Origin of the sequence: Pontibacter deserti, assembly GCF_023630255.1 — a bacterium.
GTDB classification, from domain to species: domain Bacteria; phylum Bacteroidota; class Bacteroidia; order Cytophagales; family Hymenobacteraceae; genus Pontibacter; species Pontibacter deserti.
The window spans coordinates 2,678,496-2,694,118 of the sequence record NZ_JALPRS010000001.1; the positions used below are offsets into that span (position 1 = coordinate 2,678,496).

At 45.3% G+C, this 15,623-nt stretch carries 8 protein-coding genes; all 8 read left to right on the forward strand.

What is annotated here, in order from left to right; translation table 11 throughout:
- The first annotated feature begins 22 nt into the window (after window positions 1–22).
- The 8 genes from MJ612_RS11765 to sov all read left to right on the forward strand — a co-directional run bounded on the left by MJ612_RS11765 (window position 23) and on the right by sov (window position 15,612).
- Window positions 23–1,258 carry a murein hydrolase activator EnvC family protein gene (locus tag MJ612_RS11765; protein ID WP_187033713.1) on the forward strand — a complete coding sequence of 412 codons (1,236 nt, stop codon included), beginning with the start codon at window positions 23–25 and terminating at the stop codon, window positions 1,256–1,258.
- A 663-nt stretch (window positions 1,259–1,921) separates the two neighbouring features.
- Window positions 1,922–2,134 carry a Sec-independent protein translocase subunit TatA/TatB gene (locus MJ612_RS11770; RefSeq protein ID WP_187033714.1) on the forward strand — a complete coding sequence of 71 codons (213 nt, stop codon included), beginning with the start codon at window positions 1,922–1,924 and terminating at the stop codon, window positions 2,132–2,134.
- Window positions 2,135–2,151: 17 nt separating this feature from the next.
- Entirely contained in the window at window positions 2,152–2,370 is a 219-nt protein-coding gene (locus MJ612_RS11775) for a Sec-independent protein translocase subunit TatA/TatB (RefSeq protein ID WP_187033715.1), read from the forward strand.
- A complete protein-coding gene (gene gatA / locus MJ612_RS11780) occupies window positions 2,367–3,803 on the forward strand; it encodes an Asp-tRNA(Asn)/Glu-tRNA(Gln) amidotransferase subunit GatA (protein ID WP_187033716.1) in 1,437 nt (478 codons plus the stop codon). Before MJ612_RS11775 ends, gatA begins: the two co-directional genes overlap by 4 nt.
- 7 nt (window positions 3,804–3,810) lie before the next feature.
- Window positions 3,811–5,352, forward strand: a complete 1,542-nt coding sequence (locus tag MJ612_RS11785; RefSeq protein ID WP_187033717.1) for a lytic transglycosylase domain-containing protein — start codon at window positions 3,811–3,813, stop codon at window positions 5,350–5,352.
- A 210-nt stretch (window positions 5,353–5,562) separates the two neighbouring features.
- Window positions 5,563–7,836: an NADP-dependent malic enzyme gene (locus MJ612_RS11790; protein WP_187033718.1), complete on the forward strand. Its 2,274-nt coding sequence runs from the start codon at window positions 5,563–5,565 to the stop codon at window positions 7,834–7,836.
- Complete coding sequence (gene ruvA / locus MJ612_RS11795) at window positions 7,837–8,433, forward strand: Holliday junction branch migration protein RuvA (RefSeq protein WP_187033719.1); 597 nt, start codon at window positions 7,837–7,839, stop codon at window positions 8,431–8,433. It begins immediately after the preceding gene.
- Between the two features lie 12 nt (window positions 8,434–8,445).
- Window positions 8,446–15,612, forward strand: coding sequence for a T9SS outer membrane translocon Sov/SprA (gene sov, locus MJ612_RS11800; RefSeq protein WP_250419136.1), 7,167 nt, complete (start codon window positions 8,446–8,448; stop codon window positions 15,610–15,612).
- The last annotated feature ends 11 nt before the right edge of the window (window positions 15,613–15,623 follow it).

A 15,623-nucleotide genomic window follows, 5' to 3' on the forward strand; every position in this document is an offset into this window, starting at 1 on the left:
AGAGCAGAGAATCCCATAGTTCATGAAGGCCCTTTACAAATTAGTCCTTCTCTTGCTTATAGTTGTGACTCCTTTCGTTGCCGATGCGCAGAAAAAGAAATCGAAAGCACAACTGGAGCGGGAAAAGAAGGAAAACCTTACCCGTATTAAAGAAGCAAGTCGCATCCTGAAGCAAACAAAAGCGCAGAAGGAAGCCAGTATTGGTCAGCTAAACGCTATCAAAGAAAAAATTACTGTTCAGAGAGGCGTCATCAGTAATATCTCCCGCGAGATCAATTACATTGAATCAGATGTAGAAGAAACTGAAGGTATAGTTGGTGCTTTGCAGTCTGACCTGGAAAAACTGAAAGCAGAATATGCGGATATGATCTATGCTGCATCTAAAACATCCAGCAACTACAATAAATTAATGTTCCTGTTTGCCTCCGATAACTTTAACCAGTTGGTGATGCGCATGCGCTACCTGCAACAATACTCAGAAGCACGCCAGAAACAGGTAGAACAAATTAATAAGGTACAGTCTGCTTTAACCGGGCAATTAACTATACTGGAGCAAAAGAAGCGTGAAAAGAAGAACCTGCTAACGATACAGCTCACTGAGACCAAGAACCTGCAGACACTTAAAACGCAGCAGGATAGTGTTATAAGCCGACTTAGCAAACAGGAGCAAAACCTGCAACAGGAAGTAGCGCAGCGCCAGCAGTCGGTTAAAAAGCTTGAGAGATTAATTGCAGATATTGTACGCGAAGAAATTGCGCGTGCAGCCCGCGCCGCCCGTGCAGCAGGCACTAAAACAAGCGGTAGCACAAATAAAGTAACGCTTACACCTGAGACGGCTCTTATTTCTTCGTCTTTTGCAGGTAACAAAGGCAGATTGGCATGGCCAGTAGAGCGAGGCTTTATATCGCAGCGTTTTGGCCGCCATAACCACCCGGTTCTGAAAGGTGTTGTAGTAGAGAACCGTGGTATTGATATCCAGACGTCGCAGGGAGCAACGGCACGTGCCATATTTGAAGGAAAAGTTGTTACCGTAGCCAGTGTACCAGGTATGAACAATATTGTAATGGTGCAGCATGGCGAATACTTTACAGTATATGCCAAACTTAAAACCGTAAGCGTACAAACCGGCCAGGTAGTAAAACTGAAACAAAGTATAGGTACAGTCTACACCAACTCTGATGGCACAACCGAACTGCAGTTCCAGGTATGGAAAAACAGCTCAACGCTAAACCCCCAAACCTGGATCAGCCCTAAGTAACGAAATTATAAAAGCAAAAGCCGCAGCTATAAAGTATAGCTGCGGCTTTTGCTTTTATAATTATATTATCTTTTCGGGAACAGGCCTAAAATAAAAAAACACCCTACAGTGCAGGGTGCCTTTCCAAGCTATGAAAACAAACTTAATTTTATATATCTAAGCCGAAATAAGATAAATCTTAAAACTGCCAGAAATACCATACGAAGATACTACTTACACCATACTTCTGCAAGTCTGCCCATCAACTCTTTTCAGTATTTATACCTGATAACCAAGTTTATGAAACTAACCGGAGCCTTTTTATAAGGCGATCAGTACAGAAAGCATCTTAACAAAAATTTATACTTCAATTGGAGTGCCAGAAAACCCGAAATTGGTTAACTACCTGACTAGTAATAACAATATACGGAAACTGAAATATTAAGATTCCCAAATAAGGAAAATATTTTACCGATATGGGAAAAATATACTTCTAACTTCACTTAAAATACTAAAACACAGTGTGAAAAAAATTTTCAAAAAAAATTTAATCTCCTGTACATCAGCCCGGCAGCTGCTCTCAACTATACAATCCACTGCCAGAATAAACTAATATGCTTTGTTGTGAGTTTATTTAAAATATAACCTTTAATTTTGTGGGAATTTATCTTAAAATCTAATACTATGAGTATTACAAACATTTTTTGCTTTTGGGGAGGCCTTGGCGGAACAGAAGTTGTGCTTATCCTGGTAGCTATCTTATTGTTCTTTGGTGCTAAAAGAATCCCTGAATTAGCACGTGGTCTTGGTAAGGGTATCCGCGAATTTAAGGATGCGACCAAAGAGATTAAGAATGATGTGGAAAGTTCGGTAAAAGACGAACCGCAGAAGCAATAAAACTAACCTTTTAAGCTATGTGCTTAGGTACAATTTTCCTTTTCCTGGGCGACCTGGGCGGAGGAGAGATGATGGTCATCATGACTGCCATCTTATTATTGTTTGGTGCAGACAAGATTCCGGGTATGGCACGCGGCCTTGGTCGTGGTATCCGAGAGTTTAAAGATGCGACCAACGAAATCAAACACGAACTGGAACGTTCTATCGAGGACGATAACAAACCTAAAAAAGTTTGAGACCATACAACTCCCTACGCGACATCCGCACTGATATTGCCAACGGGCAGGTTACGTGCAAACAATTAGTAGCGCATTATCTCCAAAACATTAAGGAGAAGGCCGCTCTTAATGCCTTTTTAGAAGTATTTGAAGAAGAAGCCCTGACACAGGCTGATGCCATTGACCAGAAATTGGCTAATGGTACAGCGGGTAAACTGGCCGGTATGGTAATTGGCGTGAAAGACGTTATTGCCTATAAAGGTCATGGCCTGCAGGCTTCCAGCCAGATTCTGGATGGGTTTGAATCGCTGTATACTGCCACTGCTTTAGAGCGCCTTATAGCTGAGGACGCTATTATTATAGGCCGGCAGAACTGCGATGAGTTTGCAATGGGAGCATCAAATGAAAACTCATCTTTCGGACCAGTTCTGAACGCCGATGACACTACTCGTGTACCGGGTGGTTCTTCAGGTGGTTCTGCGGTATCAGTGCAGGCTGATATGTGCCTGGCTGCTATTGGTTCTGATACCGGTGGTTCTGTACGCCAGCCTGCTTCGTTTTGCGGAGTGGTTGGGTTAAAGCCTACCTATTCCCGTATTTCCCGCTATGGCCTTATCGCCTATGCTTCTTCTTTCGACCAGATTGGTTTATTTACAAAAAGCGTAGAAGATGCTGCCTTGTTGCTGGAAGTAATGGCCGGACCAGATGAGTATGACAGTACTGCCAGCCACCAGCCGGTTCCAAACTACAGCACCCTACTGCAGTCTGATAAAAAGTATAAGATCGGTTACATCCGCGACTGCTTCGAGAGCGAAGGCCTTGACACAGAGGTAAAAGAAAGTATACTTGGTGTAAAAGACATGCTGCAGAACGAGGGTCACCAGGTTGAAGCAGTAGAATTCCCATACCTGGACTACATGGTGCCGACCTACTATATTTTAACTACAGCCGAAGCCAGCTCAAACCTGGGTCGCTACGATGGTGTAAAATATGGTTACCGTAGTCCCAATATCTCTGACCTTACATCGTTGTACAAAAAAACCAGATCCGAAGGTTTTGGTAAAGAAGTACAGCGCCGTATCATGCTGGGCACTTTCGTTCTTAGCGCAGACTATTATGATGCGTATTACACAAAGGCTCAGAAAGTTAGAAGGCTGATAAAGGAGAAGACCGATGAATTGCTTCAGAAGTATGATTTCCTTATATTGCCTACAGCTCCGACTACAGCCTTTAAAATCGGGGAGAATACAGCTAATCCGTTAGCAATGTATCTGGCTGATATTTTTACAGTGCAAGCTTCTTTGGCTGGTGTTCCGGCAATTTCTATTCCGGTTAGCCGCGACACCAACGGCCTTTCCATCGGGTTACAATTAATGACCCGCTCATTCGATGAGGCAGCTTTGCTGGCTTTCTCGAATTACATACTGGATAAGATTCCCGTTGAAGCATAGTTAATTTATGACATATTCTAAACTCTTTACCGTAGTTGCGGCTATAGTTGGCGGCATCTGGGCAACCTATGCTCAGGCAAAACCAGCCGGTCTCAAGTATGAAATCACCGCTTTGGGTGATACAGTCTTAGGCCCTTTGGGTGATACTACTCAGTTGACGCCTGAAGAACTGGCGCTGCTGGTGGAGTATATCCCAAATGAGCCTAATGATGTGATCCAGGACAGGCTGAGTTGTATAGAGTCAGAGATACCACTTACATTTAATCCATTTGTAAGAAGCTTCATCGATTATTTCACCATCCGCAACCGCAAGTATACACGCACCATGATCTCGCGCGAAAATGTATACTTCCCACTTTTTGAGAAATACCTTAAGAAGTATAACATGCCGGATGAGATGAAATACCTGGCTATAGTTGAGTCTGGCCTTAATCCTAAAGCGGCCTCCTGGGCAAAAGCAGTTGGTTTATGGCAGTTCATACCTGATACGGGCAGGGAATACGGTTTGGACCAGAACAACTTTATAGATGAGCGCATGGACCCGGAAAAAGCGACAGATGCAGCTTGCCGTTTCTTACGCCGTCTTCACAAAACTTATGGCGACTGGGAACTGGCTATGGCTGCTTATAACTGTGGTCCAGGCAACGTGAATAAAGCAATTCGCAGAGCGGGCGGTGGTAAAAAATCATTCTGGGAAATCTTCCCTTACCTGCCTAAAGAAACGCGCAGTTACGTACCGTCTATGACGGCGGTAATCTATGCCATGAATTATGCACCGCAGCACAACATCTTCTCAGATTCAATACTTTATGTACAGGATGTTGAGACGTTAACGATAAACCAGGCAGTAGACCTGGAGCAACTGGCAGAAGAACTCCACATTGATTCTAAGACCCTGCTGGCGCTAAACCCCGAAATCAGGAAAAAAGTATTGCCGGCAAGCACCCGCAACTATAAATTGCGTGTACCTGCTGACAGAGCTCAGTTATTGGCATCTGCTGAAAATGTAAGCTGTATGATAGCGGCAGCTACTCCTGTGGCTCCAAAACCAAAACCAGAGCCAATACAGGAACGTGAGCCAGCTAAAGCTCCTGTTCTGCTGGCCTCCAGCACTACTCCTGCTGCTACCACACAAGTCGACAGCACCGAAAAGATGTTTTATACAGTTAAACGTGGCGACAATCTTTCAACGATAGCAACAAAGCATAATGTAACGGTAGAGCAACTGAAAGAATGGAATAACCTGCGCAGGTCAACTATAGTTTCTAACCAGAAACTAACTGTTTATCAACCGAAAGCTACTGAAGCTATTGCGATGGCTACGCCAGAAGATGAAGCAGAGACGAAAACCACAGTTGCTAAGAAATCAACCAAACCAGCACTTAAGGTTTCAGAAAAACAGCAGGAAATCATACATCATGTGCAGCCAGGCGATACACTGTGGAATATATCGCAGAAGTATAACGGCATAAGCGTAGAGCAGATTAAGAAACTGAACAAATTAAAGTCAAACGAGATTAAGCCAGGACAAAAACTTATACTTGGCTAACCCGAACAGGCTCAGATATCAACAGCACCTTCTTAACCGGGAGGTGCTGTTTTATTATATTACAACCTAAATCAGCATACTTTTAGGCACATAGCCGTATCTTTGGCTCCTGATTTTTTGATTAACAACAATTTCTTATGAAATTGGCTTTTTACAAGCGACCTAAAATAGCAGAGACGATTTGCCTCTGCCGATAAACATGTATTACCTATGATTAAAGTTAACAAGGAAGATGCTCTGAATTACCACATGGAAGGTAAGCCAGGCAAGATCGAAGTAATCCCGACCAAAATGGTAAGCACCCAGCACGACCTGGCGCTGGCTTACTCGCCTGGTGTAGCGGAACCCTGCAAAGAAATAGCTGCCGATAAAGAAAATGTGTATAAGTACACGGCAAAAGGTAACCTGGTTGGTGTTATATCAAATGGCACGGCTGTACTTGGCTTAGGTAACATTGGCCCGGATGCATCTAAGCCAGTAATGGAAGGAAAAGGTGTATTGTTCAAAAAATTCGCGGGTATAGATGTTTTCGATATCGAGATTGACTGCACCGACCCTGCCGAATTCGTACGCATCGTAAAATCACTGGAGCCTACCTTTGGTGGTATTAACCTGGAAGATATCAAGGCGCCGGAAAGCTTTAAGATAGAGAATGCCCTGAAAGAGCAGATGAATATTCCGCTCATGCACGATGACCAGCATGGTACGGCTATTATATCTGCTGCGGCCTTACTTAATGCTCTGGAGCTTGCCGGCAAAAGTATAGAAAAGGTGCACATCGTGATGAACGGTGCCGGTGCTGCTGCCATTGCCTGTGCTAAACTATATGTAGCCTTGGGTGCCAAAATGGACAACATCGTAATGTTCGACAAGGAAGGAATAATCATTCCGGAGCGTAACGACTTGGATATTTATAAGGCACAGTTTGTAACTATGCGCAAGATCAATACCTTGGAAGAAGCCATGCGCGACGCAGATGTGTTCGTAGGTTTATCTGCCGGAAATGTATTGCCTGCCGAGTATGTAAAGCTGATGGCGAACAACCCGATCATTTTTGCGTTGGCCAACCCGGACCCGGAAATTCCTTATGACGTGGCCATGGCTACCCGCGAAGACCTGATCATGGCAACCGGCCGTTCCGACCATCCTAACCAGGTAAATAACGTACTTGGTTTCCCTTACATTTTCAGGGGAGCGTTGGATGTGCGTGCTACTGAAATTAACGAAGCCATGAAACTGGCTGCTGTACGTGCGCTGGCTAAACTGGCAAAAGAGCCTGTTCCGGATATAGTACACAAAGCTTACGGCGACAACACGATCTCATTCGGCAGATTTTACCTGATACCCAAGCCATTGGATCCACGCCTGATAACTACGGTTTCGCCGGCAGTAGCCAGAGCCGCTATGGAAAGCGGTGTGGCTAAATACCCGATCACGAACTGGGAAGCATACGAGCAGGAACTGCAGGAGCGCATCGGCATCGACCAGAAGCTGATGACCCGTATTACCAACCAGGCCAAGAAAGACCCTAAACGTGTTGTTTTTGCTGAAGCAGACCATTACAAGATTCTGAAAGCAGCTCAGACGGTTAAAGAGCAGCTCATCGCAAACCCTATACTTTTAGGTAACCGCCAGCGCATCAAAGACATGATCAAGGAATATAATCTTGATCTTGGAGATGCTGAGATCATTGATCCGTTTGAGGAAGATGCGAAACGCGAAGAGTTTGCCCAGATACTTTACAAAAAGCGCCAGCGCAAAGGCCTGACCTTATTTGATTGCCGCCGCCTTGTACGCGACAGAATTTACTTTGGTAGCCTGATGCTGGAAACCGGTGAAGTTGATGCGCTTATCTCTGGCCTTACCCGCGATTACTCCAGAACTATACTTCCGGCTATACAGGTAATTGGAGTAGAAGAAGGCGTAAACAAAGTGGCAGGTATGTACATCATCCTGAACAAAAAAGAGCCTTATTTCTTTGCTGATACGACTGTAAATGTAAACCCTACTGCCGATGAACTGGTAGACATTATCGGCCTTACTGCCCGTACGGTTCGCTTCTTTGACCAGGAGCCGCGCATGGCTGTATTGTCGTATTCTAACTTTGGATCGGTGCAGGGTGATATTCCTAACAAAGGATCGGAGGCGGTTCGAAAAGCCAAACAACGCTACCCTGAACTGTTGATAGATGGTGAGATGCAGGCAAACACGGCCCTTAACCGCAACCTGCTACGCGAGCATTACCCGTTTAGCGAACTGGCCGAAAAAGGAGCAAACACATTGGTATTCCCAACACTGACATCCGGTAACATTGCCTACAAGCTGTTACAGGAAATTGGAGGCGCCGAAGCCATTGGCCCGGTACTGATGGGTATGCGCAAACCTGTTCATATTCTGCAACTTGGCAGCTCAATCAGAGAAATAATAAACATGGTAGCCATTGCTGTCGTAGATGCACAGAACTATAACAACAAACATATATAGATGATAGCCTATATCGATGGCAAGTTAACCTATAAAGATCCCACCTATGTTATTATTGACGTAGGTGGGATAGGGTATCAGATCAAGATATCGCTGGGTACGTATTCTGCTTTACCTGACGGTGAGCGTTGCCGGTTACATACGTTCCTGCACATTAAAGAAGATGCCCATACCTTATATGGTTTTATGACAGCTGCCGAAAAAGAGACTTTTCTGCATCTGATCTCTATTTCCGGAGTGGGTCCCAACACTGGTCTGATGATACTTTCGTCGTTGTCTGTTGAGGAAGTGCAGCAAGCTATAGTTCGGGAAGATGTGCGTACCATACAGCATGTAAAAGGCATTGGCGCCAAAACGGCACAGCGCATTATACTTGAGTTAAAAGATAAAATAAAGAAAGAAGTGATGCTGACAGATGCAGGTGTTTTACCGGCAGGCGCAGCACACAATACCAACAGAGCTGAAGCGTTATCTGCATTAGTTACCTTAGGTTTCGCTAAGAACATAGCAGAAAAGACCCTTGACTCTATTATTAAGCGGGAAGGTGGAAACCTTAGCGTAGAGGAGCTTATTAAATTTGCGTTAAAATCGTCTTAGAATTATACCCATTTGATCTGGAAAAGTAAACAGAACACGCTGTTTGTTACAGCGGTTGTTACTATAGCTATGCTGGCTTGGTGGTCGCAGGCAGAAGCTCTGCGCGCGCCTGTCTGGTATAAGTATGGCAACATTAAAAGTTTATTATTACAGGATACAATCAAAAAGGATACTAGTTACATCCCAAGCCGCAGGCCAACTTTTATACCTTCCGACAGGCGCGGAAACCCATTCAGCGACCGTAAGTATACTTCTCCCCTATTGCTTGGCCAACCAAGTAACATTAAACTGGATGTTGAATACGACGACAGCCTCGAGTTATACAACATCAACGAAACTATAGGCGACAGTATACAGTACCGTCCGCCTTCCTCCATGACATTAAAGCAATTCTCTGAACTGCAGCAACGCCAGGCAATCCGGGATTACTGGCGTACAAAATCCGGAGGTTTAGATGGCGAAGACCTGACCAGCAGCCGCAGGTTGGTTCCTAAAATATACATCAGCCCTATCTTCGACCGTATTTTTGGCGGTAACTATGTTGATATACAACCGAATGGTAATATATCGCTGAAGTTTGGCGCACGCTTTAACCGTAATCAGAACCCCACTATACCGCTCCGCCAGCAACGTACCGGCGATTTTGAATTCGACCAGAACATTTCGCTGAACCTGGTAGGTAAAGTAGGTGAGAAATTAGCCATTAACTTTAACTGGGATAACAACGCCAATTTCGACTTCGAGAACAACATGAAGCTGGATTATACCGGCTACGAAGAAGAGATCATCAGAAAAGTAGAAGCAGGTAACGTAAGTCTGCCACTTAACAACTCCCTGATTACTGGTGCCCAGAACCTGTTTGGTATAAAAACACAGCTGCAGTTTGGCAGGCTAGGTGTAACAGCTATTGCCTCCAACGTACGTGGCCGTAACGATGAAGTCATTATTCAGAACGGAGCTCAGAACCAGCCATTTGAGATCCGGATCGACCAATACGACAAAGACCGCCACTACTTTCTATCCCAGTTCTTCCGGGGCCGCTACGACCGGTCTCTGGCTAATCTGCCATTGGTTAACTCGGGTATAGTTATCCGCAGATTAGAGCTTTATGTAACTAATAACAACCGCGCCACCGAGAACCTGCGCAACATGGTAGCTTACATGGATCTTGGTGAACCAGACCCATTCCGCGACCAGTTTGAAAGAATAACTACAGCACCGGCCAGTAATGCTGCCAATACACTTTATAGTTTAATAGCTACCAACCCTTCCGCCCGCGACAATGCGCAGGTAGATGCATACCTGCGTAGCCAGGGCTTGCAGAAAGGTGTGGACTTTGAACATGTGCGTGCACGCAAACTCGATCCAAGAGAATATAATTTTAACCCGCAACTAGGCTATATTTCCCTTAACACAGCATTGTTGCCAGACCAGGTATTGGGTGTAGCGTTTGAGTATACTTTCAATGGTAAAACCTATAAAGTAGGTGAGCTGCTGGAAGATTACCAGAACCTGCAGGATGAGCAAGTAATACACATGAAGTTGCTAAAAGCAACAAATCCATCTTTAGAGTACCCAACCTGGGACCTGATGATGAAAAACGTGTATAGCCTGGATGCCACCCAGGTGAACCGCGAAAACTTTCAGCTTCGGGTTGTTTACAAAGATGACCAGACTGGCGTGGATATATCTGCCCTTACAGAGCAAAGCCCGATACAGGGTGTGCCATTGGTTGAGGTATTTAATCTGGATAACGTAAACACCAACAATGACAAACCGAATGATGGTAATTTCGACTTTCTGCAAGGTATAACTATAGATCCGGAAACTGGCCGTATTTACTTCCCTCAAGTAGAGCCGTTTGGTGATTACCTGCGCCAGCAACTACAGGGCGACCCTGAATTGGCAGAAAAATATGTGTTTGAAGAACTATATAACCAGACACAAACCGACGCCCAGCAGAACAACGCTAAAGCAAAGTTTTTCCTGACAGGACGTTTACAGGCAACATCAGCAGATGAAATTGTGCTACCCGGCTTCAGAATCGCGGAAGGTTCTGTGGCAGTTTATTCCGGTGGAACGCGACTAACAGAAGGCACAGACTACCAGGTTTTCTATGACCTTGGTCGTATCAAGATCCTGAACCCAAGCTATATCAGCTCCGCCAGCGACCTTCGCGTTACTTATGAGAAAGCCGAACTGCTGAACATACAACCACGCGCCCTGCTTGGTGCCCGCTTCGATTATCGCCTGACAGATGATATTAACCTTGGCGCAACTGTACTCCACCTGAGCGAGCAGCCTTACATTAATCGTGTAAGTATAGGCGACGAGCCAAGTAACAATACCATTTATGGTTTGGATATAAACCTGCAAAAAGAGTCGCGGTTCCTGACAAGGATGACGGATGCGCTACCGCTATTGCAGACGAAAGCACCTTCCAGCATCACGTTTAGCGGTGAATTTGCCCAATTAATTCCGGCGGCTACTGAATCGCCAGCCAACGAAGACGGTACTTCTTATATCGATGACTTTGAGGGTTCTGAAACGCCTTATAGTCTAGGTGGCTTCAGCAACAACGGCTGGCGACTGGCTTCTACCCCTGCTCCACTTATACCTGGCGAAGGCCTGGCTTATAGTTACAACCGCGCAAAACTGGCCTGGTATACGATAGATCAGATATTTTACCGCGATGCTGATGGGCTGAAACCAGATAATATTACTGACGAAGAACTTAAAAACCATTACGTACGTGGCGTGCCGCGTACAGAAATATTCCCTGGCCGCGACCCTGAAGTATCCAACACCTTTGAGTATACATTTGACCTGGCTTATTACCCACGCGAACGCGGCCAATACAACTATAATCCAAGCCTTACTTCACAAGGTTTGCTCTCAGGCGACCCAAAAGAGAACTGGGGTGGTGTGAGCCGCGAAATCACTTTTGACACCGACTTTGATAATGCCAATATAGAGTACATCGAATTTTGGATGATGGACCCATTCCTTACAGGGCAGTATGGCCGTAAAGATGCGCAGGGCAACCCTATCCAGAATAACACAGGCGGGGAGCTGGTATTTAACTTGGGAAGTATATCAGAAGACCTGCTGCGCGATAATCAGTATGCTTTCGAAAACGGATTACCAACTGAAGCAAACAGCCTGCAGAACATAAATGAAACGATCTGGGGCCGCATTACCACACAACAGTTCCTGACAGATGCTTTTACAGGTATACCGGGTGGCCGCCAGTTCCAGGATGTAGGTTTGGATGGTTTGAACGATGCTGCTGAAGCTGATTTCTTTAGAGCAAGTTTCCTTAACCAGATACCGGGCACACCACCACAGACTATAGTTGATGACCCATCTGGGGATAATTTCCTGCATCATCTCGACCCGATCTACGATCAGCAGAATGCTGGTGTACTGGCCCGTTACAAAAACTTTAATGGCATGGATGGCAACTCACCTGAAAACAGCCAGTTTGCCAACTACGCCTTCCCGGATAAAGAAGACCTGAACCGCGATAACGTGATAAACGATGTGGAGCAGTATTATGAGTATAAGATCAACCTGCAACCCGGACAGCTGAATGTAGGCCAGAACTATGTTGTAGACCAGGTAACGCAAACTATAAACGGCGATCAGGTATCTTGGTACCAGTTCCGTATACCTGTGCGCCAGCCTACAGGCAACGTAGGCAACATCAGTGGCTTTAAATCGATCCGATTCATGCGTATGTACATGACCCAGTTCCAGGATCCGGTTGTACTGCGTATGGTTCAGTTCCAGTTTGTGGCTAACCAGTGGCGGGCTTTCCAGCAACCAATTACAGAAGGTCGCCCTTGCCTTACCTGTACCGACGATGCCCGCACGTTCACGATATCAACGGTTAATATTGAGGAAAACAGCCAAAATGTAGAAGGTAATATACCTTATGTAGTACCGCCAGGTATAGAGCGTTTACGTGACTATGCCTCTACCAACAACCGTCGCCAGAATGAGCAGTCGCTGCAGTTATGTGTAGAAGACCTGAAAGACTCTTTCTCAAAGGCTGTGTACAAGAACCTGTCGATCGACATGCTTATCTATAAGCGCCTGAAGATGTTTATACATGCCCAGACACAAGACCCGAATACACAAAGTGGCGATGCGCAGGCATTTGTTAGAATAGGTACAGACTTTACACAGAACTACTACGAGTATGTAGTGCCGTTAACTATAACGCCACAGGGCAGCACATCGCCAAACGAGATCTGGCCTCAGGAAAACATGATAGATATTGCCCTGGAAGAACTGGTTAACGCAAAAGTTGCCCGTAACCGCATTGCAGGTTATAATAAAACCATACCTTATGAAGTACAGCTGGGCAATGGCAAGATCATCCGTGTAGTTGGTAACCCTGATTTCAGTGAAGTACAAGGTGTGATGATCGGTATGCGCAACCCAACGCAGGAAGGAACAGATGCACGGCCTCACTCGCTGTGTATGTGGGTAGATGAACTCCGTGTTACAGACTTTAAGAACAGTACCGGCTGGGCTGCTAACGCACGCCTGAATACTAAGCTCGCTGACTTTGCCAACGTTACGGCTACAGGTGCTTATACTACTGTAGGCTTTGGCGGATTGCAGCAAAAATTAGCACAGCGTGCCCGTGAAAATACAGCCCTGTTTGATGTAAGCGCCAACGTTGTAGCAGATAAATTTTTGCCGGAAAAAACAGGGATAAAAATACCACTATCTGTACAGTACGGTACTTTAAACAGCGAACCGCAGTTCGACCCGCTGGATAAAGACGTACCACTGGAGCAGTCCTTATCCCGTTTTGACTCTAAGGAAGCACGAGATGAATACAGGAAAGAAGTAACCACCCGCGAAACCCGGAAAAGCTTTAGTTTGCTGAACGTACGGAAAGAACGTACTAATCCAAATGATAAGATACGCCCTTACGATATCGAGAACATATCATTGAGTTATGCATATGCAGAGCGCTTATTTACAGATATTGAGACCGACCGCGACTTTACAAAAACCTATACCGGTGGCATAGCTTATACTTATACAAACCCAACCACCAGAAACTACGCACCTTTTGAGAAGAGACAGGGGCTGAACTCGCCCTACCTGCGCCTGATAAAGGATCTGAACTTTACTCCGTTACCAAGTAGCTTTGCTTTCCGGGCTGACCTGGACCGCCGCTACAACGAGACTTTCCTGCAGCGCCGTGACCCTGTTACCGGCCTTACTACTACCCGGGGCATTGAGCCAACATTCCAGAAGTACTTCTACTTCAACAGAATTTATGACATGAAGTGGGATATTACCAAAAGCCTGTCTTTAGACTATACAGCTACTAACCGTGCTATAGTAGATGAACCGGATGACAGAATTAACAATGAGATTGACTCACTGAAGTATAAAAATGAGATTATCTGGGAAAACCTCAGACGCGGCGGCCGTAATACAAACTTTAACCAGTTGATCGCTCTGAACTATAAACTGCCACTGGACAAGTTTCCGCTGATTGACTGGATAGGTGCTGAAACACGTTATGCTGCTACCTACATCTGGACGGCAGGTTCTACTGCCCTGAATAACGACGATGACTTCAGGCTAGGAAACACAGCAGAAAACAACAAAGAGTTTACAGTAAATGGGCGCCTAGACCTGGTTAAACTATACAACAAGGTGAAGTTCCTGAAAAATGCGAATAACCCTGGTGCACCAGTGCCTGTTCGTGCAGCCAACGATACAACAGCAAGATCAGGATCAGATAATAAGGTAGTAAACTCTGTTGCCAGGTTCCTGATGATGGCTCGCTCCGTTAACTTTACCTATCTACAAAACAAAGGCACTATGTTACCGGGATATCTGCCAAGCACTAAGTTCTTTGGCCTTGAAAATGGTTTTGATGCCCCTGGCCTGCCGTTTATACTTGGTAAGCAGTACGATCTGGATGAACTATACAACCGTGCCGAGCGCAATGGCTGGTACACCGATAGCAGCCAGTACCTGAACACACCGCTCAGCGCCATACTTACAGAGTCGTTTACAGCGCGTGCCAACCTGGAGCCTTTTAGAGCTTTTAATATTCAAATAGACGTAACCCGTAATAAATCTGAGATTGACGAAGTATTTTACCGCAAAGAGTTTGATGACTTCGGTAATTTAAGTGATGAAGCACAACGTCAGAACCCGATCACGACAGGCGCGTTCAGCACTTCTTTTATGGCGCTGGGTACTTTGTTTGAGTCAGGTGAAGCAGGCGTTTCTGAAGCATTTGAGAACTACATTCGCTATCGCTATAACATCCGAGAAAAGCTGGCTAATGCTAACCCGGCGGCAGGCACTGAAGGTTATACATTAAACTCACAGGATGTATTGATGAACGCCTTCCTGTTTGCGTACCAGGGCCGTGAGGTGAATGGTTACAAAGCAGAATCGAAGAATCCGTTCAGTAGGTTGCCTATCCCTAACTGGCGCGTAGACTATAACGGTTTATCTAACCTGCCATTCTTCCAGCAGTGGTTCAGCCAGGTAAACTTAACACATGCTTATAACTCAACTTACAACATAACCAACTTTACTACTTCGCTGGCTTACGAAACAGAACCGAATGGCTTCCCGACGCAGATAAATGAATTTGGCCAGGTTATTCCTTACTATATCGTAACGCAGCTTACTGTTTCAGAAAGACTGGCGCCATTATTAGGTGTGAACTTCCGTACTAAAACCAATTTAACAGGTCGCCTGGAGTATAAAGTGGAACGTAACCTATCGCTGAACCTGACCAATGCCCAGATAACTGAAACCAATGTGAAGGATTATGTAATAGGCCTGGGGTATGCCACTACTAACTTCCGTATTCCGATCCGGATAGGTGGCGAGCGCAAAGTACTTGAAAATGAACTGAACATGCGCCTGGATTTCTCGGTAAGAGACAACCAGACAGTGCAGCGTGCTATTGCCCGCGATGATCAGGGTAACGAAACAAGCCAAAACCAGATCACAAACGGTACGCGCCAACTGCAGCTTCGCCCAACTATAGATTACCTTATAAGCGAACGTGTAAACATTCAGTTCTATGTATTGCGTACCGTATCGGACCCTAAAATTTCAACTTCGTTCCGAAACAGTGTAACCGAAGGCGGCATTCAACTGCGAGTTAGTTTGCAATAAAATTTTAGCAT

Bases quoted from the DNA above. Each gene is read 5' to 3' on its own strand.
- MJ612_RS11765 (WP_187033713.1), top strand. From the start codon at position 23: ATGAAGGCCCTTTACAAATTAGTCCTTCTCTTGCTTATAGTTGTGACT.
- MJ612_RS11770 (WP_187033714.1), top strand. From the start codon at position 1,922: ATGAGTATTACAAACATTTTTTGCTTTTGGGGAGGCCTTGGCGGAACA.
- MJ612_RS11775 (WP_187033715.1), top strand. From the start codon at position 2,152: ATGTGCTTAGGTACAATTTTCCTTTTCCTGGGCGACCTGGGCGGAGGA.
- MJ612_RS11785 (WP_187033717.1), top strand. From the start codon at position 3,811: ATGACATATTCTAAACTCTTTACCGTAGTTGCGGCTATAGTTGGCGGC.
- MJ612_RS11790 (WP_187033718.1), top strand. From the start codon at position 5,563: ATGATTAAAGTTAACAAGGAAGATGCTCTGAATTACCACATGGAAGGT.
- ruvA (WP_187033719.1), top strand. From the start codon at position 7,837: ATGATAGCCTATATCGATGGCAAGTTAACCTATAAAGATCCCACCTAT.